General features: G+C 39.6%; 25 protein-coding genes and 2 tRNA genes. 12 read left to right on the forward strand and 15 right to left on the reverse strand.

What is annotated here, in order from left to right:
* Positions 1 to 14: 14 nt before the first annotated feature.
* The gene (aqpZ, locus tag AAC388_RS01185; RefSeq protein WP_001045987.1) at positions 15 to 704 is read right to left on the reverse strand and encodes an aquaporin Z; all 690 of its coding nucleotides are present in this window, start codon (positions 702 to 704) and stop codon (positions 15 to 17) included.
* 132 nt (positions 705 to 836) lie between these two features.
* Complete coding sequence (locus AAC388_RS01190; RefSeq protein WP_342371101.1) at positions 837 to 1841, reverse strand: AraC family transcriptional regulator ligand-binding domain-containing protein; 1005 nt, start codon at positions 1839 to 1841, stop codon at positions 837 to 839.
* 109 nt (positions 1842 to 1950) lie between these two features.
* On the opposite strand from AAC388_RS01190, the gene AAC388_RS01195 reads away from it, so the two are divergent.
* Positions 1951 to 2589: a hypothetical protein gene (locus AAC388_RS01195; protein WP_126645679.1), complete on the forward strand. Its 639-nt coding sequence runs from the start codon at positions 1951 to 1953 to the stop codon at positions 2587 to 2589.
* A 40-nt stretch (positions 2590 to 2629) separates the two neighbouring features.
* Here AAC388_RS01195 and hisF read toward each other — a convergent pair whose 3' ends face one another.
* Complete coding sequence (hisF, locus tag AAC388_RS01200; RefSeq protein ID WP_000880078.1) at positions 2630 to 3388, reverse strand: imidazole glycerol phosphate synthase subunit HisF; 759 nt, start codon at positions 3386 to 3388, stop codon at positions 2630 to 2632.
* A gap of 112 nt (positions 3389 to 3500) precedes the next feature.
* Here hisF and AAC388_RS01205 point away from each other — a divergent pair, with 112 nt between their 5' ends.
* Genes AAC388_RS01205 through AAC388_RS01220 form a run of 4 tightly spaced genes read left to right on the forward strand, consistent with a single transcriptional unit; the run spans position 3501 to position 5831 of the window.
* Positions 3501 to 4451 (forward strand): homoserine kinase, encoded by a 951-nt coding sequence (locus AAC388_RS01205; protein WP_342371102.1) that lies wholly within the window; start codon positions 3501 to 3503, stop codon positions 4449 to 4451.
* A gap of 12 nt (positions 4452 to 4463) precedes the next feature.
* A complete protein-coding gene (locus tag AAC388_RS01210) occupies positions 4464 to 5093 on the forward strand; it encodes a DUF1294 domain-containing protein (RefSeq protein WP_014207865.1) in 630 nt (209 codons plus the stop codon).
* Positions 5094 to 5129: 36 nt separating this feature from the next.
* Entirely contained in the window at positions 5130 to 5522 is a 393-nt protein-coding gene (locus AAC388_RS01215) for a membrane protein (RefSeq protein WP_005300857.1), read from the forward strand.
* A 3-nt stretch (positions 5523 to 5525) separates the two neighbouring features.
* Complete coding sequence (locus AAC388_RS01220; RefSeq protein WP_005078526.1) at positions 5526 to 5831, forward strand: antibiotic biosynthesis monooxygenase; 306 nt, start codon at positions 5526 to 5528, stop codon at positions 5829 to 5831.
* 36 nt (positions 5832 to 5867) lie between these two features.
* On the opposite strand, the gene AAC388_RS01225 is transcribed toward AAC388_RS01220, so the two are convergent.
* Positions 5868 to 6770 carry a DMT family transporter gene (locus AAC388_RS01225; protein ID WP_342371103.1) on the reverse strand — a complete coding sequence of 301 codons (903 nt, stop codon included), beginning with the start codon at positions 6768 to 6770 and terminating at the stop codon, positions 5868 to 5870.
* Positions 6771 to 6867: 97 nt separating this feature from the next.
* Between AAC388_RS01225 and AAC388_RS01230 the strand changes: the two genes are divergently transcribed.
* Positions 6868 to 7419, forward strand: coding sequence for an XRE family transcriptional regulator (locus AAC388_RS01230; RefSeq protein ID WP_342371551.1), 552 nt, complete (start codon positions 6868 to 6870; stop codon positions 7417 to 7419).
* Positions 7420 to 7625: 206 nt separating this feature from the next.
* The gene (locus AAC388_RS01235) at positions 7626 to 9317 is read left to right on the forward strand and encodes an ABC transporter ATP-binding protein (RefSeq protein ID WP_342371104.1); all 1692 of its coding nucleotides are present in this window, start codon (positions 7626 to 7628) and stop codon (positions 9315 to 9317) included.
* A 54-nt stretch (positions 9318 to 9371) separates the two neighbouring features.
* Here the strand turns inward: AAC388_RS01235 and hisA are convergent, their stop codons facing one another.
* The 5 genes from hisA to hisB all read right to left on the reverse strand — a co-directional run bounded on the left by hisA (position 9372) and on the right by hisB (position 12835).
* A complete protein-coding gene (gene hisA / locus AAC388_RS01240) occupies positions 9372 to 10103 on the reverse strand; it encodes a 1-(5-phosphoribosyl)-5-[(5-phosphoribosylamino)methylideneamino]imidazole-4-carboxamide isomerase (protein WP_000905538.1) in 732 nt (243 codons plus the stop codon).
* 94 nt (positions 10104 to 10197) lie between these two features.
* The gene (locus tag AAC388_RS01245) at positions 10198 to 10839 is read right to left on the reverse strand and encodes a 3'-5' exonuclease (RefSeq protein WP_119684513.1); all 642 of its coding nucleotides are present in this window, start codon (positions 10837 to 10839) and stop codon (positions 10198 to 10200) included.
* 86 nt (positions 10840 to 10925) lie between these two features.
* Entirely contained in the window at positions 10926 to 11474 is a 549-nt protein-coding gene (locus tag AAC388_RS01250; RefSeq protein WP_039765118.1) for a DUF805 domain-containing protein, read from the reverse strand.
* Between the two features lie 150 nt (positions 11475 to 11624).
* Positions 11625 to 12242: an imidazole glycerol phosphate synthase subunit HisH gene (gene hisH / locus AAC388_RS01255; protein ID WP_002116911.1), complete on the reverse strand. Its 618-nt coding sequence runs from the start codon at positions 12240 to 12242 to the stop codon at positions 11625 to 11627.
* A complete protein-coding gene (gene hisB, locus AAC388_RS01260; RefSeq protein WP_002116767.1) occupies positions 12242 to 12835 on the reverse strand; it encodes an imidazoleglycerol-phosphate dehydratase HisB in 594 nt (197 codons plus the stop codon). Before hisB ends, hisH begins: the two co-directional genes overlap by 1 nt.
* Positions 12836 to 12937: 102 nt before the next feature.
* Here hisB and AAC388_RS01265 point away from each other — a divergent pair, with 102 nt between their 5' ends.
* The 3 genes from AAC388_RS01265 (at position 12938) to AAC388_RS01275 (ending at position 13705) form a co-directional block, all read left to right on the forward strand.
* Positions 12938 to 13321, forward strand: a complete 384-nt coding sequence (locus AAC388_RS01265; RefSeq protein ID WP_002116928.1) for a GNAT family N-acetyltransferase — start codon at positions 12938 to 12940, stop codon at positions 13319 to 13321.
* A gap of 106 nt (positions 13322 to 13427) precedes the next feature.
* Positions 13428 to 13503, forward strand: a tRNA-Phe gene (locus AAC388_RS01270).
* Positions 13504 to 13629: 126 nt separating this feature from the next.
* Positions 13630 to 13705: transfer RNA gene (locus AAC388_RS01275), tRNA-Phe, on the forward strand.
* A gap of 169 nt (positions 13706 to 13874) precedes the next feature.
* Here the strand turns inward: AAC388_RS01275 and AAC388_RS01280 are convergent.
* From AAC388_RS01280 to ompR, 5 genes are all read right to left on the reverse strand, one after another.
* Positions 13875 to 14306, reverse strand: a complete 432-nt coding sequence (locus AAC388_RS01280) for a GNAT family acetyltransferase (RefSeq protein ID WP_002116887.1) — start codon at positions 14304 to 14306, stop codon at positions 13875 to 13877.
* A 130-nt stretch (positions 14307 to 14436) separates the two neighbouring features.
* On the reverse strand, positions 14437 to 15951 hold the full coding sequence (locus tag AAC388_RS01285; protein ID WP_002116671.1) for an acetyl-CoA hydrolase/transferase family protein: 1515 nt from the start codon (positions 15949 to 15951) through the stop codon (positions 14437 to 14439).
* Between the two features lie 35 nt (positions 15952 to 15986).
* Entirely contained in the window at positions 15987 to 16109 is a 123-nt protein-coding gene (locus tag AAC388_RS01290; RefSeq protein ID WP_078210314.1) for a hypothetical protein, read from the reverse strand.
* Between the two features lie 33 nt (positions 16110 to 16142).
* On the reverse strand, positions 16143 to 17600 hold the full coding sequence (locus AAC388_RS01295; protein ID WP_002117035.1) for an ATP-binding protein: 1458 nt from the start codon (positions 17598 to 17600) through the stop codon (positions 16143 to 16145).
* Positions 17601 to 17617: 17 nt separating this feature from the next.
* Positions 17618 to 18382, reverse strand: coding sequence for a two-component system response regulator OmpR (gene ompR, locus AAC388_RS01300; RefSeq protein WP_000060753.1), 765 nt, complete (start codon positions 18380 to 18382; stop codon positions 17618 to 17620).
* A gap of 667 nt (positions 18383 to 19049) precedes the next feature.
* Here ompR and AAC388_RS01305 point away from each other — a divergent pair.
* Entirely contained in the window at positions 19050 to 21398 is a 2349-nt protein-coding gene (locus AAC388_RS01305; RefSeq protein ID WP_342371105.1) for a Tex family protein, read from the forward strand.
* Positions 21399 to 21696: 298 nt separating this feature from the next.
* Positions 21697 to 23883, forward strand: a complete 2187-nt coding sequence (locus AAC388_RS01310; RefSeq protein WP_233733993.1) for a SulP family inorganic anion transporter — start codon at positions 21697 to 21699, stop codon at positions 23881 to 23883.
* Positions 23884 to 23951: 68 nt separating this feature from the next.
* Here the strand turns inward: AAC388_RS01310 and AAC388_RS01315 are convergent, their stop codons facing one another.
* Positions 23952 to 24842 carry an SDR family NAD(P)-dependent oxidoreductase gene (locus AAC388_RS01315; protein ID WP_002116932.1) on the reverse strand — a complete coding sequence of 297 codons (891 nt, stop codon included), beginning with the start codon at positions 24840 to 24842 and terminating at the stop codon, positions 23952 to 23954.
* Between the last annotated feature and the right edge of the window lie 2 nt (positions 24843 to 24844).

Genomic DNA, 24844 nt, shown 5'->3' on the forward strand with positions numbered 1-24844 from the left:
ACATCTAGGTAAAGTTAGTCTTTATCTCCAGCTACTACCTTATAAATAATCGCACCAATCACAGCCCCTAAAATCGGTGCCACCCAGAACAACCACAACTGGCTTAAAGCAGCCGTTTCAGCAAAGAATGCAACACCTGTACTACGTGCTGGGTTTACCGAAGTGTTCGTCACCGGAATACTGATTAAGTGAATGAGTGTTAAGCCCAAACCAATCGCAATAGGAGCGAAGCCAGCAGGTGCACGGCGATCAGTTGCACCTAAAATAATGATTAAGAAGAAAGCTGTAAGAACCACTTCAATAATGAAAGCAGAACCTAAGCCAAACTTGTTTGGTGATAAGTCACCAAAACCGTTGGTAGCAAAACCACCAACACCGCTAAAGCCTGCTTGGCCTTGAGCAATAATATAGAGAACAAATGCAGCAGCAGTCGCACCGACCACTTGAGCAACGATATAGGGAATTAAATCTTTAACATCGAAGCGGCCACCGACCCAAAGGCCAACACTTACCGCGGGATTAAAATGTCCACCTGAGATATGCCCTAGAGCATAAGCACCTGTGAGTACGGTTAAACCAAAGGCAAGGGCTACACCTGCAAAGCCAATACCAAGTTCAGGGAAAGCTGCGGCTAAAACTGCGCTACCACAACCACCAAAGACTAGCCAAAACGTACCTAAGAATTCAGCAAAATATTTATTCATTGTGATTACTCATCTATTGATGTATTTTTTAATTAGTGTGAAATATGTCACAAAAAATTAAGCATGTGACTATATGAAATTTTTGTTTTCAGTGTTGTTTTAATCAAGAAAAGATTTGTAAGTTTTGGTTGGTTATTCTTTGTCTAAAAATTGATCCCTCCATTGCTGGGGTGTTTGATTGGTCCAATGTTTAAATGCTCTTTGAAAGGCACTTTGTTCTGAATAACAAAGTAAAAGTGCGATCTCTTGTAAGCTTAAATGCGGGTCTTTTAGATACTCGGTTGCGAGCATAAATCGTACTTGCTGAACACGTTCCTGAAAGGTGGTGTTTTGTTGTTGTAAGTGTCGTTGGAGTTGTCGAACTGATAGGCCTAATTGAGCAGCAATATGTTCAATTTGATATTGATTCTTTTGCAGCCCAGTCAAAATTGAATGCTGTAAACGCTGATCAAGTTGGGTTGAATTTGGTAATTGCTCTAACAGCGCTTGTGCTTGCTGAACCAATAGCTGCTGTAGAGTGTGGTCGGCACTGCTGAGTGGCTTATTAATTTCTGTAATTGGAATGAGTAACTCTGTACGTGGCTGGCTAAAACGAACGGGACATTGAAAGTATTGTTCATAGACCCTGATATTTTTAGGGGTAGCATTTAAGAAACGTACTTCATGTAAATGCACGTCTTCATGAGACATAAAAAGACGTAAGAACTGAATCACCAACGCAATCGCGATTTCATCGGTAAGCTGGGTAGGGTGTAGCTCAGTCGCTTCCCAGCGAATAGAACCATATCTCCCTTGTAGCTCAACCACTAATGGGCTCCCGTCATAAATCAGACGGTGAAAATCATGATAGCGAATTAAGGCTTCACCTAAGTTGTCGCAAGAGAGCGCGAGGTAAGCAATAATCCCTAAGTGTTTGGGTTGCACATATTTGGCAATTTCTAGCCCTAAACCTGGCTTCGGGTCTAGTTTATAAATCACTTCTAATAGATCACGCCAAACGACGTAGTCAAAGCGTTCCAGATTTTGAATTTGTTCTAATTGTTCTGGAATAGCTAAATGATTGGCTTCGCAATAAGCTTTTAATAGATGTCCCAGCCCTCCATACACTGAGCCTGTATAATTCTTTAGTTGTGGCATCCCTAACCACCTCTTTCTTGTCGTGATTTGTCAATGAAACCATAAATTCTGGTCAATACCTAGCATAACGAATTTTATATTCTGAATAAAAAGAAAAAGGAGTTAGGTGATGTTAAAAGGGTTCATTGCAGGAATTGCGGTTGCAAATGCATTTGAATGGGTGGCGCATAAATATATATTGCATGGTGTACACCGTGCCGGAAAACCGCGCTATAGCCCAGTACCAAAAAGCATGGAATCTCATTGGGCACACCATCGTGAAGTCCGCAAACAACAATTTCATGATGATTGCTATGTTGAGGGCGTTGGTAACTGGCGAACAAAAAATGAGTTAATTTCGCTTGCTGTGGTGGCAACCGTTTCAAGCGCAATTTTCTATCCATTTTCAAAAGGCATGGCACTCGCAGCTTGGTACAGTGCTGGAAATTATTATTATATTCATCGCCGTGCACATTTAGAGCCTGAATGGGCAAAGCGTAAAATTCCATGGCATTACGACCACCACATGAACTCTAATCAAGACGCCAATTGGTGTGTGACCAAACCTTGGTTTGACTATGTAATGGGAACACGTGTGGTGTCTTCAGCAGATTTAAAAGAACAAAACCCTTCGGGTATTCGGTTGCCTACTTTATTTGCTAAACCGTTAACTCAAGCTGTAGAAAAAATCTTTCCAGCAAAATGGGTCGAGAAAAAAGAAAAACTAGAACTTCTTAGTGAAGTGAAAGAAATAGATGGTGCGGCATAAAAAATAAAGGGGCATGTCGCCCCTTTAATTATGATTAAGCTTACAAGCGCATTTCGATGCCTTGTTCAGCCAAATATTGTTTAGCTTCCGGAATCGTATATTGACCAAAGTGGAAAATACTTGCCGCCAATACTGCATCGGCACCACCTTGTAAAATACCATCTGCAAGGTGTTGTAAGTTACCTACACCGCCTGAGGCAATCGTTGGAATAGTCACGCGGTCATTAATGGCACGCATTAAAGCAATATCATAACCCGCTTTAGTACCATCGGCGTCCATACTGGTAATCAGCAACTCACCCGCACCGTAGTCAGCCATTTTTACAGCCCATTCAATGGCATCAATACCAGTTGGTTTACGGCCACCGTGAGTAAAGATTTCCCATTTGTTGTCGCCAGTTTTTTTGGCATCAATCGCAACCACAATACATTGTGCGCCAAAGTGCTGAGAAGCTTCTTGAACAAATTCAGGGTTAAATACGGCAGCCGAGTTAATACTCACTTTGTCTGCACCTGCATTTAATAACGCACGAATATCTTCAACCTTACGTACACCACCACCGACAGTTAATGGCACAAATACAGTCTCGGCCATACGTTCAACAGTACGGTAAGTGGTATCGCGTCCATGATGTGTAGCGGTAATGTCTAAGAAAGTAATTTCGTCTGCACCTTGTTCGTTATAGCGACGTGCCACTTCAACAGGGTCGCCAGCATCACGAATATCGAGGAATTGAACGCCTTTAACTACGCGTCCGTTATCAACGTCTAGGCAAGGAATAATACGTTTAGCAAGCATAGCTTTTTCCAAAAATAATCGCCGTTGGTGAAAGTTCCTACACAGGCGCTACACCTTCATGGAGGGAAGAGGTATTCTATCAAACTTCACAGATGTTTTTTGCAGGTTTTCCATGTCGGTTTATACCCCGTTGAGTTTAGATGAAGTTCGCGCCTTTGCTGCACCTTATGGATTAGAGGTGTTGGAGCTGAACCCAATTCAGGGAGGTATTCAAAACACCAATTATTTTTTGGTTGATGTAAACCGCAAACAGTATGTACTTACCGTGTTTGAAGAGTTAGATGCACAAGGGGCGGGCGAACTCATTCCTGTTCTTGAACAATTGGGAACTCATGATGTACCCGTTGCCGTGCCGTTAAAACACAGCGGACAAGCGGTTCATGTGATTGCAGACAAGCCTGCACAAATTGCACCACGTTTAATGGGTCACCATCCCATGCAAACGACAGTAGCGCAAGTTGCAGCAATTGCAGATGCACAGGCGAAACTGCATGTGGCTTTACAAGATTTTCCACTTGAGCGTGAATATCGACGTGATCATCAATACTGGACAGGTGTTGCAGAGCAGCTGAAACCAAGCATGACTCAAGATGACCAAACTTTACTTGAGCAGGTCTATCAAGCTTTTAATGCGAAAACAGCGCAGTATTCAAATCGACCAACAGGTTTTATTCACTCTGATTTGTTCCGCGACAATACTTTGTTTGAAGGTGAGCAATTACAAGGTATTCTAGATTTTTATGAGTTAAATCAAGATGAATTGCTATTTGATATTGCGATTACCATCAATGATTTTTGTACCGAATATCCAGCAGCGCATTTAAACTCAGACAAAGTCGCAGCTTACTTAGCGGCATACCAAAAAGTTCGTGCGCTGACTTCAGATGAACTTGCATGTTTAGATGTATTCTTGGCAATGGCAGCGTGCCGTTTTTGGTCAATGCGTTTGCAAGTTGCTCAAAAAAATAAAGAAGAAGGACGTACCGGCGATGACATTTTGCAAAAAGACCCGCAAGAAATGCGAGCAATGATGCAAGACCGTTTAAGTCATGTAAAAGCATAAAAGGGAATAAAGATGCGAGATCAGGGGCGTTTAGTCGAATGGTTCGACGAAAAAGGTTATGGCTTTATTCAGCCGGATGATGCTGAAAAAGAGCGAGTCTTTTTGCATATCAAAGATTTTGCACGCCCCGGACCTCGGCCAATTATTGGATGTGCACTGGAATATCGGGTGATTCTCGATGAACGAGGCCGTTTTCGTGCTCAGCAGGTCACCTATTTAAAAGCATCTCAAACCCGAAAAGCGTCAAAGCCCGTAAAAGCAGAATCTTCTTTTCAAGCCAGTCCATGGTCTGCAATGCAAATGGGGATCGTGTTTTATTTCGTTTTAATGGGAATTATGAGCTTTATTCATATCTTGCCCGCCTACACCTTGTTATTTGTTTTAATGATGAATGCCTTAAGTTATTGGCTCTATTCACAAGACAAAGAAGCCGCACAATTGGGTAATCGCCGTGTACCTGAACAAACATTGCACATTGTTAGCTTTTTAGGAGGTTGGCCAGCTGCATGGTGGGCACAACAAAAACTGAGACATAAAACACAAAAACAACCCTTTCGTAAGATTTATTTTTGTACCATATTCTTTCATTTACTTTTGATTTTGTGGCTAATTTCTCCCTTAAACGTATTGCGGGGCTCATAAAAGTAAATCGTTTTAATAAACTTGAGAGGTATAAAAATGAATAGTTCTATCGACCAAGATCCAAATCGTACTTTAACACTTATTTTATATGTACTTTATATTGTTGCCATTTTTACAGGCGGCTTACTTGCGGTTATTGCTTTAATTATTAACTACGTAAAACGTTCTGATGTACAAGGCTCGATTTTCGCGAGCCACTTTACATGGCAAATCAGAACATTCTGGTGGTATCTCGCTTGGAATATTATTGCCTTTTTGCCGTTTATTTTCTTGTTCTTTACAGGTGAAAATACCGACTTGTTTGCAGGAGTTGCAATCTCATCGACCGTATTCTGTGTGGGCGTAATTGGTGCTGCGTGGATCTGGATTGTATATCGTGCAATTCGTGGTTTGATTGCGCTAAATGATAACCGTCCGATGTATCAATAAATTATGATTATTGAACATGTACATTTGAGTATAAAGTCTGGGCAAAGTGAAGCATTTCTTGAAGCATTCGAGCAGGCTAAACATATTGTTTATCCAATGGAAGGCTTTAATGCGGTCCAACTGATTAAGCATGCAACTGACCCACATCATTATATTTTAATGATTTTCTGGGATGAAATTGAAAACCATACAGAAGGGTTTAGAAAGTCTGAGGCTTATCAAGAATGGAAAACTTTGCTCCATCCATTTTATGACCCAATGCCGACGGTTGAGTACTACCAACCGTGTAGGTTATTGAAGAAAAAATGATAGATAGTAAAAAAGAGAGCGTTAAGCTCTCTTTTTTTATTCTCGAATTCTTTTAGCTTTTTTAATTGGTAACTTAATTTTTAACTCACTGACTAAAACGCCTAAGACTACTAAAGCACCGCCAAAAAGGGCAATCATTGGCAAACGCTCACCTGCAATTCGGCCAATAATTCCTGCCCAAACAGGTTCGCCTGCATAAATAATTGCAGCACGTGAAGGATCAACCACACGTTGAGCCCAGTTCATTACAAATTGAATGAGCGCACTCGCTAAACCTAATGCAACAGCAATAAGTACTAGGGGCCATGAAAATGCTGGAATCGTATGTTCACCCACCACAGGCATGATGGCGAAAGAAAGTAGAGAAGCGACACCAAGTTGAATGATTGTGACGCGGCGTAAATTTACCTTTCCAGCAAAGTAGCTAATAAAAATAATTTCTAAAGCAATCGCAAAGGCACTCAGGATTGTTAAAAGCTGCCCAAAACTTAAGGAAATTTGTTCAAAACCATTGCCCGTCAATAAAACAAGGCCAGCAAAGGCAAGAGCGGCTCCCACCCAAGTCATGATATGGGGAGTTTTTCTAAAGATGAGCCACATTAAAATAGGAACAAGCGGAACGTATAGCGCCGTTAAAAAAGCGGATTCACTACTCGGAATGGTTTGTAGGCCAATGGTCTGGGTGCCGTAGCCTGCCGCAATCACAAGACCAATCGCGCTACCAGCGCCTAAATCTTTTAAAGTAACACCTTTCATACTTTTTAATGAGATAAGAAGCAAAGTAAGAGCTGCTACAGCAAAACGACAGCCTACAAAAAACATAGGTGATGCAAAATTCAGCGCATACTGCACAGTAAGGAATGTTCCTCCCCAAATGATCGTAATCAAAATGAGGGCTAACTGTGGGGCTTTGCTTGAACTCAGAGAAATTGGTGACATACTCAAGTTAAATTAAATTGTGCAATATACTGCACATATTGCGCTATTCTTGTATTTTGTGCAATATATTGCTCAAATTTTCTTACTAATCCATTCTATGAGCCAGTCGAGTACCGTTTTACAGCACGTAGGCACAAATATTCGTTCATTAAGAGATGAGCGAGATTTGAGTCAACAAGATTTGGCAGATCAGGCAGGTGTGAGTAGACGAACCATTGCTGCTTTGGAAACAGGGCAGGTCAATATTAGTTTGGCCAAACTCGATTCGATTGCAGCAGTGTTGGGTGTGGATTTTAAAACGATTGTGAGTGCACCTGAGCATAAAGAACATACTGTAGTAAATGCACTCGCTTGGCAGGGTGAAGATGAAGAAAGTAAAGCAACCTTGCTCGCTTCAGTTCCATCTCGTTCCCAAGTTGAGCTTTGGATATGGTCTTTGGCAGTGGGAGAGTCTTACGTTGCGGAAGCAGATGCAGACGGATGGCAAGAAATTATTTACGTATTAGAAGGTGAGTTGACCATACAATTTACAGACAGCAAAAAAATAATTCCTGCTGGTTCATCTTTTATTTTTGAAAGTTCTGTTACTTATACCTATATCAATAGTGGTAACCAAGTGCTTAAATTTACTCGTAATGTGGTGTATTGATTTGGAATTTAAGCTTTTTAATAAAATGTATGTTTTTAAAATTTATGCAGTTCATTGAAGACATATATGATGCATATGACCTATCTTAAAAACCTGTGAATTCAATTTAAACAAAAAATATGAATAAGAATAAATAAGGCAAGTTATGATATTTCTTGTGTAATGAAATTATTTTTAACTCGTTTTAATAGAAAAAAGATACAGAAATGAAGTTCTTATTAAGTTCACAAGATATTCAAAACTATAAATTTTTATGGCAGGTTTCTAAAGAAAATTATAAGAAGCAAAAAGGTAGTATGTTTCTCATGTTTTTATTAGTAATGTTTACAGCATTCTTTACGACATTATTGCCATACCTATTAAAAATTATTATTGATTACTCTGCACAGGCATATAACTTTCCACTAGATATTCGACTTCCATTTAATTTCTTATATCTAATCGTACTCGCTTATGCTGCAGCATGGTTAGCGAATGAGTTATGTAATTGGACGAAAAATATTTTTAGTGCTTATTTGATGGTTGATTTCAAAGGAGCATTAATTTTTGCGGGGTTAAAAAATTATTTAAATCTTAAAAAAGATGAACAAGATCAAATTGAAGCTGGAACAGTCATCAGTGATCTTGCGAGAGGAAGTTCTGCTTTTGGTGAGATTAATTTAACGTTATTGCTTCATTTGGGGCCAATCATTTTCCAATTGGTTATGATTTTTGCCGTTTTATTTACAACCATTAGCTTACTTTTTAGTATCAGTTTTTTATTGGTAGCTATCGTTATTTTTTTAGTTTCCTTTCATATAAATAAAACAAGCAGTTTTTTATTCGATTCGATGTATCAACAAGATAATCAGGTAAATAGCCATTTGATACATCAGATCTCAAATTCATATGAAATTAAAGTAAAAAATTCAGTACCGTTTCAATTGTCAAAATTTAATACCACATTAGACTCATTCATCAAAACAGCTAAAGATAGGAATAAAAAAATAGGGCTATTGATGATTTCTCAATTGTTCCTGATCTTTTTGTTTTTACTCTTTTTTATGTTATTTACCGTATTTCTTTCAACTGAAAAGCAGCTTACACCGGGTGCTTTCGTGTTGATAAGTACTTATATTATTCAACTCACCAATCCATTTTTAGCGGTTTCTCAAAGCTTGATGCGTTTAAATGGTAACTTTGTCGCCTTAGCAAAATATCGAAAATACTTTGATCTCAATAAAGAAAATTATACGCATTCTATCGTTCAAGACTCCAACGTTCTTTTTCAATTTATAAATGCTAAATTTTTACTTGGGAAAAGAGCTGTAGATCATTTTAATTTAACAATATTAGCCAATAAAACGTATGTCGTGATTGGTCAAACAGGTCTAGGCAAAACTTCTCTGATGAATTATTTAATGGGCGTGTACCAGATTCAATCAGGGCAGCTTTGCTATAAGAATATTGATATTAGCCAAAATTTCTCTAAGCATATTTTTGATGAGGTTACTTACGTTGCACAGCAACCAGTTATTTTCCCTTATTCCCTTAGAGATAATTTAGTTTATAACTCCTCGCACATATATGAGGATTCTTACTTACTTCAGATGCTTGATCAATTTAATCTATTACATATTTTGAAAAAGCATCAACTAACGCTCGATGATGATTTAACTGAAATTTATAAGAATTTTTCAGGAGGAGAGAAACAAAGAATTTGCATTCTTCGAGGTCTTTTAGCTCGCCCGCAGCTCATCATCCTAGACGAACCGACTGCCGCCTTGGATGTAGATACTGCAAAAAATATACTTGAATATATTCAGCAGGTTGTTCCATCTGTAATCATGATTACACATTCGCCCTATGCGATGGAAATTGCGGATGAAGTTATCGATTTAGAAAAGTTATTAAACTAAAGATAATCAAAAATAAAAAAGAGCCTAATCAGGCTCTTTTTTACATCTTAAAAATTAAAGACGGTTTTCATCTAACAAAAGCTGAGCTTCACGAAGGTTTAAAGTACCTTCATAAATTGCGCGGCCTGTAATCGCACCTAAAATACCCGGTTGACCTTTTAAGTTACGAACGTCATCAAGGTTGGTTACACCACCAGAAGCAATTACTGGTAAGCCTGAGTATTGAGCCAAGTTTACAGTTTGCTCAACGTTTACACCTTGCATCATGCCATCACGAGCAATGTCCGTATAAACAATGCTAGACACGCCTGCATCTGCAAAGCGTTTCGCTAAATCAGTTGCTTTCACATCAGTAACGTTTGCCCAGCCGTCAGTTGCAACCATACCATTCATGGCATCAATACCAACAATGATGTGGCCTGCAAAACGTTTACAAGCTTCTTCTACAAATTCAGGTTCTTGAACAGCTTTGGTGCCGATAATGACAAAAGTCACGCCAGCTTCTAAATAGTGTTCAATGGTTTCTAATGAGCGAATACCACCACCAATTTGAATTGGTAATTCTGGCTGAGCTTTAGCAATCGCTTCAACAACAGGTTTATGAATTGGAGTACCTGCGAAAGCGCCATTCAAATCAACCAAATGCAAACGGCGCGCACCTTCATTTACCCAATGCTGGGCAGTTGCAACCGGATCGTCAGAGAAAACGGTATCGTCTTCCATACGCCCTTGTTTTAAACGCACACATTTACCATCTTTCAGGTCAATTGCTGGAATGATTAGCATGCTTTCGCTCCTTGCTTCATCATGTTTATGAAATTGTGCACATCTTAGCAAAGTATTGATCAATCGCTAAGCCTTAGAAAAGACTTTTATTACTTTACGCTTGAAGTGCGGTTTGAATAGTTTGTGAAATGTGAGCGGGTAATAGTTTTTGGTTTCTGAGCTCTTCAAATACGAGTAATGCCGCATAAGCATCCGCAGCGGCATAATTTATTTGCTGAGATGTAAGTGGCTTTCGTGCCCAGTTTGAAGTTCCGACTTTTTTCGACTTTGCCAGATATTGTCCAAACAACAGTGCCACCGCTTTTTGTAAGCCCATTTGCTGTTTAAAACCAAAGTGACTAAACCCTTTGGCAAGGTCGACACAACTTTCTAGCTCTATGCCTTTTTTATGAAAAATATGCTTATCATTTTTAAGGCCAAAACCGACTTTAATTTGCTTCTGGTTAGATAAAATGGGCTGTAAGAATTTTAAAGTCGATGAATTGACATGAAATAAATAGGCTCTTTGTGTTGTAGCAAGTTGAATTAAGTGTGGACCAGTTGAGATTTCACCCACTTTAAATGTAGGTTTAGATTCAGAATCAAATCCCAAAATTGCAGCGTTTTTTAATTCTTCTTCAATACTTTTGCATTGCTCAATATTTTCAATCACCACAATATTATGGTGGTTAAGATTTTCAAAAGGAGGAAGCTGCTGAATAGAGGCTTTATCAAGGAGGGCAACGGCTTCGGACATATTTAACAGCGTACAAATGAATTGGGCTATTCACTTTATATATGAATAAAGCCTAGAGGACTAGGCTTTATGAATGTCTTTAAAAATTACTGAGACTGAGAAGGTGTACCAATGACCACACTTTCACTTTTCTCGACATAGCCTTCATAGGTCGGAGACATGATTGTGGCAACGACAGCAAAAACCAAAGCAAGTGGAATTAGGACAATATAAATCCAACCTAAAACACGTTCCCAACCAGGAGTAGGGCGCTGTGGGCCGTAATCATTATTGCCTTCTGTACCTTTTGCCGCAAAGAGATAGATCATAAAAATCAGGTTTACGGCAGGGATCAGCATGAGTAACGATAGCCATCCTGTATTATTGCGGTCATGCAAGCGGCGGATGGTAAATACAAAACTTACATAGAGGCAAACAATATAAAGAATGGCGATAACAATCATGCCTGCCGTAGAAAGGCCAGTTAGTTCCTGACTAGATGTAAACCCAAAAGTAAAAGCGATGATGACAACAGCGATACCGATGACGAGTGAAAATAAGAATGTCCAAGCAGCATAAGAGAGTCGCCCAAAACGACCACTAGCTTTAAAGGGTGAATCTTGTTGAAGTGGCTGATTTTCAAAAGGTGAATTCATTTTGTTTTCCTGATCATTTGGTTTTATTTAAAAGTATAAATATTCAATATTTTGTTGAATAAAATATCATTCTATAAATGATTAGTTATTATTGTAAATAAAAAAAAGATCAGGCCATCTAGACCTGATCTTTTTCAGTTTTAAATCAGATTAAATATTCCATTCCACAAAGTTTTTAAGTAACTGCAAACCAGCAGTATGACTTTTCTCTGGATGGAATTGAGTCGCGAACAAATTATCTTTGTGAATGGCTGTGCAGAAGTTCACACCATACTCGCAAGTCGCAGCCACAACGCTTTCATCTTTTGGTTCGACATAGTAACTATGTACAAAGTAGAAGCGAGCATCTTGTTCGATGTTGTTCCACATTGGATGGCTTGGGTCCATTTGGTGAACTTGGTTCCAGCCCATGTGTGGTACTTTCAAACCTTCCATTTGAGGGAAATGTTTTACTACGCCGTCAAAAATACCTAATGCGTCTACACCGCCATTTTCTTCAGAACTTTGTAGCAATGCTTGCATACCTACACAAATCGCAAGAACAGGTTTATTAAAAGCAGCTTTACGTACAACTTCATCAATACCTGCTTCACGCATGCCTTGCATGCAGTCACGCATTGCACCAACGCCTGGAAAAACAATTTTGTCGGCTTGTGCAATTAACTTTGGATCATTGGTCACATCCACTGTAGCGCCCACATGCTCAAGTGCTTTAGCCGCTGAGTGTAGATTGCCCATGCCATAATCAAGTAACGCGATACGTGTCATTAGAGGCTACCTTTTGTCGATGCAATCGTATTTTCTGCACGTGGATCAACTTCACATGCCATACGTAAAGCACGAGCAAGTGCTTTGAACACACTTTCAATTTGATGGTGGCTATTTTTACCTTTCAAATTATCGATGTGTAAGGTCATAAGCGCATGGTTTACGAAGCCTTGGAAAAACTCAGAAAATAAATCGACATCAAATGTACCGATGCGCGCACGAGTAAATGGAATATCCATGAATAAACCCGGACGACCAGATAAATCGACAACAACGCGAGATAAAGCTTCGTCTAATGGTGCATAAAAATGACCATAGCGTTTTAAACCTTTTTTATCGCCTAAAGCTTGTGCAAAAGCTTGTCCAAGCGTGATACCACAGTCTTCTACGGTGTGGTGATCATCAATCTCGAGGTCTCCGTCACAATGAATATCGATATCAAATAAGCCATGTCGCTTGATTTGATCAATCATATGGTCTAAAAATGGAACTCCAGTGTTTAGTGTGCCTTGACCAGTACCGTCGAGATTTAAACGAACTCGAATTTTGGTTTCATTGGTATTTCTAACCACTTCACTGATACGTTGCGTCATGGACACGTTCCTCAAAAAACGTCAAAAATGATTGGATGTTAACGACAATTTCGCTGTGACGAATTCGTGACAGCATCATAGTTTGCTCAGGAGGGTTAATCAATGCCTATTACCGTACATGCTTATAGTTCTCTAGATAATTCAGAGATCCGCGATCAGCTTGAGCGACTGTATGATACAAGTCCGGAGTTTGGTGACGGGCACGATGCGATTGAACAACTTGAACAAGATTTACAACAGTATACCACGCTATACACTGCCGAATTTAACACCAAAATTATAGGTGCAATTTGGTCTTCAGGACAAGGCGAAAGCAAGGTTCTTGAATATATTGTTGTGCACCCTGCTAACCGTGGTCGTGGGGTAGCTGAGCGCTTAGTTGAAGAAGCTTGCCGTATAGAAGAGTCAAAAGGCGTTAAAACTTTTGAACCAGGCTGTGGCGCGATTCATCGCTGTTTGGCTCACATTGGTAAACTACATCACTAAAAGCTTCTATTATTTTGTGGTTGTGATTTAAAAATAATCACTTGTTACAAAAAACACGGAAGTTGCTTGACGTCTTCTTATAAACATTGTTTAATACGCCCACTTCGGCGTGATAGCTCAGTAGGTAGAGCAACGGATTGAAAATCCGTGTGTCCCCAGTTCGATCCTGGGTCTCGCCACCATTATGTGTGTTTTCAATCCCTGATCCCATCAGGGATTTTTTTTAAGTATAAAAAATACTCATTTAAATCAGAAACTCAGGATAATAGTTGACTATTGTTCTGAGATACGGCTTAATACAGGCCATCGGCGTGATAGCTCAGTAGGTAGAGCAACGGATTGAAAATCCGTGTGTCCCCAGTTCGATCCTGGGTCTCGCCACCATATTCGAAAAAGCCCCATACATAATGTATGGGGCTTTTTTCATGCCTGTTTATTTAATAAAAATATTAAGACCTTACCTGTGTATAAATCTCATTTTATCCACAAGCAAAGAGGGTTATCCCCAATATTGCCTTAACTTTCTAAAAATGGCTCAACTGAAAACTTGTCTCTAATCGTGAGAACTATCACGAATAAGTCGTTTTCCTAAACACACTGCTTCTACCTCGTCATAGCCAAGCTGTTCGTAAAAATTCAATACATTCAAATTGTCTTTACGAACTAATAATTGCAGTTTTGGGCAGCCACGAGCGATGAGACGCTTCTCAAGCTGCTGAACGAGCGCTGTAGCGATTCCTAAGCGTTGTTGGTGGGGGTGAACAGCCAGATAGTTAATCCAGCCTCTATGGCCGTCGTAGCCGCCCATAAGCGTGCCAATAAGTTGCTCATCTTTAATAGCAACCAAAAACAAATCATCCTGTTGTGAGACTTTTCTGAAAATATCGGTTTCAGGATTATTCCAAGGACGAGTCAGACCACAGCTTTCCCATAAAATAACGACATCATCCAGATCTGCATTTGTAAATTGACGAATAATAAACATATGGATTTCTACTTTTTGTTTTGATGTGCTGAAAAGATAAAATAAAAATTCGGGCTTGAGCAGTTTTTTATTAATAATTTAAACAAATAAAAAAGCACCCCCGAAGGAGTGCTTGAATTAAACCAGTGATTTAAGCTGATTTTGCAACTGGTGCTGCTTGAAGCATTTGACCTGTTTCTTCGAAGTTTGCATGCCAAGACAATGCTTCACGAAGTAAGTGAGGAGTATGTCCACCTTTAGCACATGCACGGTCAAAGTAGTCATTTAATGCGTCACGATAAAGTGGGTGTACACAATTATCAATAATAGCGCGAGCGCGTTCACGAGGCGCTAAACCGCGTAAGTCTGCTAAACCTTGCTCTGTCACTAAAATATCAACGTCGTGTTCACTGTGATCAACGTGGCTTACCATTGGCACGATAGAAGAGATATCGCCGCCTTTAGCAATTGATTTGGTTACAAAGATCGCCAAGTGAGCGTTACGAGCGAAGTCACCTGAACCACCAATACCGTTCATCATTTTAGTACCACACACGTGAGTTGAGTTCACGTTACCGTAAATATCAAACTCAAGCGCAGTGTTAATGCCGATAATCCCTAAACGACGAACCAATTCAGGATGGTTAGAAATTTCTTGTGGACGAAGCACTAATTTGTCTTTGTAAGCTTCGATATTGCCAAAAACTTTTTCACCACATTTTGCAGAAAGGGTAATTGAGCTACCAGAAGCAAATTTCATTTTGCCTGCATCAATGAGTTCAAAAGTACAGTCTTGTAGTACTTCTGAGTACATGATGAGGTCTTCAAAATCAGAATCTTTTAAACCTGTTAATACAGCATTGGCAATAGAACCAATCCCTGCTTGTAATGGACCAAGGTTTTTCGGTAAACGACCTTCTGCAACTTCTTTATTAAAGAAAGCAATTAAGTGGTTTGCAATGCCTTGAGTCTCATCATCTGGAGGAGTTACTGTTGATGGTGAGTCATGTGTATCGTTAAATACAATACCTACAATTTTTGCAGGATCGATTTGGATTGCCGTTGTACCAATACGCTCATCCACTTTTGTCAATGGAATTGGAGTACGTGTTGGGCGATAAGTCGGAATATAGATGTCATGCAAACCTTCAAAGCTTTCGCTTAAAGATGTGTTGATTTCAACAATAACTTTTTCGGCAAAAATAGCAAAGCTTGCAGAGTTACCTACAGAAGTTGTTGGAATAATACCGCCATCTTCAGTAATCGCAATTGCTTCAATCACCGCAACGTCTGGACGTTTAAGTTGCTGGTTACGCATTTGCTCAACAGTTTCTGATAAATGTTGATCAATAAACATAACTTCGCCGTTGTTAATCGCACGACGTAAAGTGTTGTCTACCTGAAATGGCATACGACGAGATAAAACACCTGCTTCCGTGAGTTGTTTGTCTAAGTCATTACCTAAGCTAGCACCCGTAATTAACGTGATTTTTAACGGATTTTTCTTTGCATGTTCTACAAGTGCTTGTGGAACAGCTTTAGCTTCACCGGCACGAGTAAAACCACTCATACCAACGGTCATTCCATTTTCGATGAATTGCGCAGCTTGTTCAGCACTGATGACCTTGTCATGAAGAGAAGCTAGGCGAATACGACTTAAAGACATTGGACATCCTCAATATTGTCAAAACATACGGGATTTTAGCTATGAAAAATTGAAAAGTGCATAGGTGTTAGGCTAAGGTCTAATTTTGTAAATAAATGGCGGTATAAATTATATTTATGGTTTTTATTTAATTGATTTTTATTGCTTTTATTTATCATTAAAACAAGGCTTTTAATTGCTGATTGATCAAATTAAAAGCGCTCACTTAATGTTTGTTTTATTTTTTCCAAAGGATTCGTCGTGGTATTTTCTTCGGTACTCGGTTTTGGGATTGGTAAAGAAATAATAACTTCTAGACCACCTTGTTCACGATTATGAATTTGAATCTCACCATGATGAATATCGACAATACGTTTAACAATAGCCAGCCCAAGACCACTGCCTTGGATGGTTCTTGCTGAGTCTCCGCGGACAAAAGGTTGCATTAACTCTTCAATTTGATCTGCCGGAATGCCTTCACCATGATCAGCAACGGTAATTAAAATAGATTCATTTTCAACTTTTGCACTGAGCTCTATTGGTTCAGCACCATAGCGTTTCGCATTATTAATTAAGTTGGCAATCAATCTTTTTAAAGAAAGACTACGTGCTGGAATAATGGGTACATCCTGCATCTCGAATTGAATATCGAGAGGTTTAAATTGCACAACAAGTTCTTGCAAAAGCATGTTGATATTGGTGTCTTTCAACTCCTCATCTGAGCCATCGCGCATGTACGAAATGAACTGATTAAGAATTGCATCCATATCATCTACGTCATAAACCAAGCCTTCACGTAAAAACTCATCAGGCAGCATCTCTGCTGTTAAGCGTATGCGTGTAAGAGGAGTGCGTAAATCATGTGAAATACCCGCCAACATAATGCGTCTTTCACGCTCAGTCTGATCGAGTGTGTAGACCATGCGATTAAATGCTTGATTTACTTGGCGAATTTCTAATGGACCGTGGTTGGTATCAAGATACGGCGCTGTTCCGGATTTACTGTATTCATTGGCTGCATTCTGCAAACGACGCAGGGGGCGGTTCATCTGTCGAACCAAAATTAAAATAATGATAGCCGACAGTAATGGAACACCCACGACCCAACCCACTAAAAGCTCAGGACTGTAGTTGGCATAGGTTTTTAAAGGCTCGCGAACCCAGTTGCCATGCATTTCAGGAGTTTGAATCCAAATGCGTGGGCTCGGTTTAAACTGAAAGTAAACGGTAACGTCTTTAGTCCCAATTTCATTTGCCAGCTTTTTTTCGACGTGATTGGTAAAAAACTCGGCAATGACCTTTTCTCGGACACTTGGATATTCTTTGGGGTTGGTAACGTATTCAATACCGACTCGATTACGCAACCACGCATCAATATCTACTTCATTTTCACGATGAAAAATTCGTATATCAGGATTATTGACGAGCTCAAGCTCGACCGCAAGATAACGGGCGTGCTGTTGAATTTCAGGTAAATAAAGAGTGCGCCAAAAGAACCATAACGACATAAATAAGCTAAAGAACACCACCAGCAGTACCAGAATAGTGGTACGCATGGCAGCAGAACGTGGCTTTATTTTGTCGAGAAAACGTTCCCATCGAGTCCGTTTACGTTCTGAGTAGGTCACGTAATCGGTAAAGTTCTGTGGGGCGATTGGTTCTAAACTCACTCTATCTTATCTCAAGCTTATTCAGCACCATCTGGAACGAACACATAGCCGACACCCCATACAGTTTGGATGTAACGTGCACGTGCAGGGTTATCTTCAATTAAACGACGTAAACGAGAAACTTGAACGTCAATTGAACGTTCCATTGCACCCCATTCACGGCCACGCGCTAAGTTCATCAATTTATCGCGTGTTAATGGTTCACGTGGGTGTTGTACCAATGCTTTTAATACAGCAAATTCGCCAGTTGTTAAGGTAACGATTTGTCCTTCGCGTGTCAGTGTGCGGGTAGACAAGTCTAAAGACCATGGGCCAAAGCTAACCACTTCAACTTGTTGGCTTGGTGCACCCGGAACTTCGCGAACTTGGCGACGTAATACTGCGCGGATACGTGCTAAAAGCTCATTTGGGTTAAATGGTTTTGGCAAGTAGTCATCTGCACCAGCTTCAAGACCGGCAATACGGTCTGAATCGCTACCGCGTGCTGTTAACATGATGATTGGCGTATCAATATTTGATTGGCGTAAACGACGGCAAATACTTAAACCATCTTCAACCGGTAACATAAAGTCGAGTACGATAAGTGAAAACAACTCACGTTGTAATAAACGGTCCATTTGCGAAGCATCGTGGGCAGTTTTTACAACAAAGCCTTTATCTTCCAAAAAACGTTGCAAGAGGGTACGTAAACGCACATCGTCATCGACCACTAAAATACGTTCGACACGATCCGTTTCGTTGTGTACGGTTTCAGGATGTTCAGCAGGTACAACTAAACTCATGATGTACTCCCTTTTAAAGTCATAATTTATATATTATTGGGTCGGATAGGCTTATTGCCAACAAGCCCTCAGTATAATGCTGATGTTCTTGTTTAGACTATGTATCAATTTGCTCAAAATTACAATTTTCAAGGTGGTTTGAAACCAAAAAACAACATCTTAAGCCCATAATTTAGCAAAGACCGACCTAAAACAACAAATGGTTAAATTTTCAATAAATTTATAATAACTCTATAGTGATAACTAATTGTTTCAAATCAGTTATTTTAGATTAGCTGACTTGTTTCTTTTAATTTTTTAATTGTTGAAATAAGCAAATAGCTGGGTTCGATAAAAAGTTAGACGAATAAAACCTTGTTGAATCTCAATGATTTTATCTTCTGGGCTATGTATCAATATGATCATTTTCTCATAAATTATATTAATTTTTTGTCATGTTCATGACATAAGTCGTACGTTTATATTTTTTAAAGATTAAAAGGTAGGGTTCAGTTTTAACTTTTTCATACTTAAATCACTGTTTTTGCGTGCTCTAGTAGTCGTAAAAAGTATAAATATTCAGAGTCAATACAAAAAAACGTTTTGAATACGCAAACAAGTGTGGATTTTATGGGCTTGGTCTTTATAATCAGTGCTTTTAAACTTTATCCTTGTGGGATCAAACACGATGACTGACTTAGTTCAGCAGTTGGCAAGTGAGCTTGCCGTACGTCCAAACCAAGTAGAAGCTGCCATCCGCTTAATTGACGAAGGTGCCAGTGTTCCATTCATTGCCCGTTACCGTAAAGAAGTAACACAAGGTTTAGATGATACGCAGTTACGCCAATTAGATACTCGTTTAGCGTATTTACGTGATTTATATGAGCGCCGTGAAAAGGTCATTCAGTCATTGCAAGAACAGAATAAATTGAATGATGACTTGTTGGCGCGGGTGAATGCAGCCGAAACAAAAAATGCTTTAGAAGAAATTTATGCACCGTATCGTCCTAAGCGTACAAGTAAGTCTTTTAAAGCAAAAGAAGCAGGTTTAGAACCGATTGCTGAAAAAATTATTGCAGAACAAGTTGACCCGACAGAAGCATTGGCTGGTTTTAGTCATGAAGACTATCCAGATGTTGAAAGTCAGTTAGATGCGATCCAACATATTCTGATTGATGACTGGGCACAAAATATTGCGCTTACTACAGAATTAAAAGCAACTTTTGCAAAAACTGCGGTTTTAAAAAGTACAGTTGCTTCTGAAGAAAAGAAAGAAGTCGGTAAAAAATTCCGTGATTACTTTGAATTTTCTGAAGGTTTAAACAAATTACCTTCACACCGTTTATTGGCGATGTTGCGTGGTCGTCAAGAAAACGTATTAGGTTTAAAAGTTGATGGTGAAGATGATGCACCATTAGCGCGTATTGAAACTGAATACAACCTTGAGCAAATTCAACCTCAAGCACGTCAGGACTTCTTGAAACAAACTGCAAAATTATTCTGGTTGGGTAAAGTTCGTCCTCAAATCGAGCATTCATTGCTAACAGAGAAACGACTTACTGCCGAAGCAGAAGCAATGCAGGTATTTGCTGAAAATCTTCGTCATTTATTATTATCAGCGCCAGCAGGTGGTCGTACTACTTTAGGTGTTGACCCTGGTATTCGTACAGGTGTGAAACTGGCAGTAGTAAGTGATGCAGGTGATGTACTTGCTCATAGCACGATTTATCCATTCGCGCCTAAAGAAGACAAAGAAGGTTCTATTGCTGAGCTTGCACGTCTATGCCGTGAATATAATGTAGAGCTTATTGCTATTGGTAATGGTACAGCTAGCCGTGAAACAGAAGCTGTAGTGGCTGAAATGATGGCTGCAAACACCGACCTCAAATTAACACGTGTGACTGTAAGTGAAGCGGGTGCATCTGTTTACTCTGCAAGTGAGCTTGCAGCGGCTGAACTTCCAGAGCTTGATGTTTCAATTCGTGGAGCAGTGTCGATTGCTCGCCGTTTACAAGATCCACTTGCTGAACTTGTTAAGATTGATCCGAAATCAATTGGTGTAGGTCAATATCAACACGACGTAAATCAAACTGGTTTAGCAAAAACTCTTGACGCAGTAGTTGAAGACTGTGTGAACGCTGTTGGTGTTGATGTAAATACCGCTTCACCAGCAATCTTGGCTTACATTGCAGGTTTGAATAAAGCCATTGCTCAGCAAATTGTTGAATACCGCAAAGAGCATGGTCGTTTTGATAACCGTCAAGCTTTGAAAAGCGTACCACGTTTAGGCGAACGTACTTTTGAACAAGCGGCTGGTTTCTTACGTATCCAAAATGGTTCTGAACCTTTAGATGCTTCTGCTGTTCACCCTGAGAGTTATGGTCTTGTTGAGAAAATTGTTGCAGCAAAAGCGACAACTGTGAAAGACATCATTGGTAATACCGAAATCATTCGCCAAGTAAAAGCTGATGAATTTGTTGATGACAAATTTGGTTTGCCAACAGTACAAGACGTATTAGCTGAACTTGAAAAACCAGGTCGTGACCCGCGCCCAGAGTTCCGTACTGCTAAATTCCGCGAAGATATCACTGAAGTGGGCCAATTAACTGAAGGTATGCAACTTGAGGGTGTGATCACTAATGTCACAAACTTTGGTGCTTTCGTTGATATTGGTGTACATCAAGATGGTTTAGTTCATATTTCTGAATTAGCGAACGAGTTCGTTTCTGACCCGCATAAGGTTGTAAAACCAGGCCAGATCGTACAAGTGCGTGTTATGCAGGTTGATGTTGAACGTAACCGCGTGAACTTAAGTATGCGTGCTGAAGGTTCTGCACCTGTAAAAGCACAGCGTCCACCACGCCGTGAACAAAATACAGAACAGCGTTTTGAACGTAAGCCTCAAGGTAAACGTCCTCAACCACGTAAAGATCAAGCTGAACGCCCTCAGCGTAGCAAGCAAGAGAAACCACAAGAACAAAAGATTGGTGGTTTAGGTGCATTGTTATTACAAGCAGGAATTAAAGGTTCTAAATAAGAGTCTTTAATTGATAAAAAGGCCTCCAATTGGAGGCTTTTTTTATGGGTTAAAATATTACTTTTTTAATAATTATATAAAAGCGAAATAAGAAAAAAACAGTCGTAAAGATGAGGTGAATCTTAAGATCAACAAATCGTTGTTAAATACACAATTAAATACACAACGTTATAGCATAACTAAACTTTAATGATATTCAGTTGTTCGACATCATCAACCCAGCCTTGAAGCATTTACTCACTTTCAGGCTGTAATAGTACAACTTTGCTTATTTCTTTATATTATAAATGGTTGTTTTATGTCGGTTTTAAACCTGAAAAATAGATTTCATTTAAAAGACCTCTTGTCCGGAGTTGTCGTATTCCTCGTGGCATTACCGCTGTGTTTGGGTATTGCTTTAGCCTCAGGTGCTCCCATCATCTCTGGTATTATTGCAGGTATTGTGGGCGGCATTATTGTGGGTTTACTGAGTGGTTCTCACATTAGCGTTGCAGGCCCAGCGGCAGGGCTGACTGCTGTCATCCTTGTACAGTTAGAACAATTAGGCGGCAATTATGCCGCCTTTTTATTATGTATTATTTTTGCCGGTGTTCTACAAATTCTATTTGGATTATTTAAGTTAGGGTTCTTTGCGAACTTTATCCCAAATAATGTCATTTTAGGGTTATTAGCCGCTATTGGCGTGATCCTGATTGCCACGCAATTGCCTTATCTGTTTGGACTTTCTGATTTTTCATGGAAACAGGTTTGGACTTCAACACCAGATGCATTCCTTCAACATTTTGATGGAGGCGCTGCGCTTATTGGTTTGCTCAGTCTATTCTTAATTTTAGCGTGGGATAGCAGTCCGCTTAAAAAACTAGCTTTACCTTCGGCTTTGATTGCAGTTGTGCTAGCAGCAGTTTTAAATTTTGTTTTAGTGAGTATCGGCTCTGCATGGGCAGTGCAAATTGATAACCTCATTCAATTGCCGAATATATTAAAAGCTCCCGAAGAAGTATTAATTTTCCCTGATTTTAGCTATTTAGCGGAACCTATGATTTACACAGGGGCAATTACTCTGGCTGTTGTGGCCTCTTTAGAAACCTTATTGAATTTAGAAGCTGCAGATAAAATCGATCCTCAAAAACGCTCTTCTCCGCCGAATCGTGAACTTTGGGCACAAGGTACAGGGAATATCGTTTCGGGCTTAATAGGTGGCATGCCCGTGACTTCAGTGATTGTGCGAAGTTCGGTGAATGCGAATACAGGCGCGCGTAGTAAGTGCTCTACCATTATTCATGGGGTATTGTTGCTGTTAGCGGTTTTATTCTTCGTGCCATTAATGAACATGATTCCTTTGTCTGCATTGGCTGCGATCCTCATCGTGACAGGCTTTAAACTTACCCATCCAAAACTATTCAAACAGCTTTATCAAAAAGGTTGGAAACAGTTTTTACCTTTTATTATTACCTTAGTTGCAATTTTACTGACCGATCTTTTAATGGGAATTTTAATTGGTCTGTTCACCAGTAGTGCTTTTATTCTCTATGGTAATTTTAATAAAGGTATTCGTGTTTATAGAGAGAAGCGTTTGCATGGCGTAGTGACTCGTATTGAGCTTCCTTCTCAAGTTACCTTTCTTAATCGTTCTGCGCTTATTTCGGCATTGGAACATGTACATAAACATCAGCAACTTATTATTGATGCAACTCAGTGTGATTCGATTGATCCTGATATCTATCAAGTTATTCAAGATTATCAAAGTGAAACGGCTATTAAACGTCAGGTAAACCTTAAATTGGTCGGGTTCAAACAGCACTATCAAGATGTTGATGATGCGGTACTTGATATTGATATTAGTACGCATGATTTGCAACAAAAGCTGAGTCCACAACAGGTCGTTAACCTACTTAAAGAAGGGAACGAACGTTTTGTAAAAAATGAACGTCTACAACGAGATATTTACCGACAAATTCGTGTGACTGCAGATGAAGGGCAACATCCGATTGCAGCAGTCCTTGGGTGTATGGACTCACGTGCCCCTACCGAAATGATTTTTGATGTCGGTATTGGTGATCTGTTTAGCTTACGAATTGCAGGTAATATTGCTGGGCAAAAAGTATTGGGTTCACTTGAGTTTGCTTGTCAGGCTAAAGGCTCTAAAGTGATTGTGGTTTTAGGACATACTGATTGCGGTGCGGTGACGAGTGCATGTCAATTGCGTTTAGAGCAAAAGCAAGTGTCTGATGTGAAAGAAATGCCACACATTCAATATGTGCTTGGACCATTAATGCATTCGGTTGATAGCGTATATGACATTATGCAGCCACGTGAATTAGGTAATGCTTTTATTAGCCAAGTCACAGCAATGAACGTTCATTACAACATCCAGTACATTATTAATAACAGCAGTGTACTTAAAGATATGGTTGATCGAGGTGAGATCGTAGTTGTGGGTGCGATTTACGATGTAAAAACAGGGCACGTTCAGTTTCTTGATTGATCAGTTCTTTAGTTAAAAAAAGCGCCTTATTTAAGGCGCTTTTTATTCGTTATGCGTTTAACTCAAAATTACCAGTGTTCACCCGGGAAAATACGTGCATAAGCTTTTTGTGCCCAGTTTAATTTCTCGGTTTTTTGTCCCTTCGCTGCATCTGAACTTGGGAATAAACGGAAACCAATCGACATAAACATATTATTGATGCCTGGCGCTACAGAATAAGTCATTGAAGCTAAGCGACCTAAGTTGGTTGCCATACGTTTTGGACGTTTTACAATTGCATAAGCAATTAAGTCAGCAGCCTGCTCAGGTGAAAGGGTTGGAACATATTTATAAATTTTAGTTGGTGCAATCATTGGGGTACGAACCAATGGCATATAAATTGAAGTAATCGCGATTTTGTGTGCATGAACTTCGGCAGATAGACAGCGGCTAAATGCATCAAGCGCTGCTTTAGATGCGACATATGCAGAGAAGCGAGTAGCGTTTGCTAAAACACCAATCGAGCTAATGTTAATGATTTGTCCATCTTTACGCTGAATCATATGCGGCAATATATTGAGAACTAGGCGAACCGCGCCAAAATAATTTAATTGCATGGTGCGTTCAAAGTCATGAAAACGATCATAAGACTCATGTACAGCACGGCGAATAGAGCGACCTGCGTTATTAATTAAAATATCAATGTGATCCACAGTCGCTAAAATTTCTTTAGAAACTTGGTCAATCATTTCCATATCGTTGAGATCACATGGGAAAATTGATGCCTTACCGCCACGTTTTTCGATATCTGCTTTTACTTCTTCCAAAGTTTCTTGAGTACGGGCAACCAGTAAAACATGGGCTCCAGCATCAGCAAGTTTGTTTGAAATCGTTAATCCGATTCCACTCGAGGCGCCTGTCACTAAAATGACTTTATCTTGTACCTTTTCCTGGAACAGAGCTTCTAATTTTTTATTCACAG

The organism is Acinetobacter sp. D009, from assembly GCF_038562025.1.
In the GTDB taxonomy this organism is placed as follows: Bacteria; Pseudomonadota; Gammaproteobacteria; order Pseudomonadales; family Moraxellaceae; genus Acinetobacter; species Acinetobacter pittii.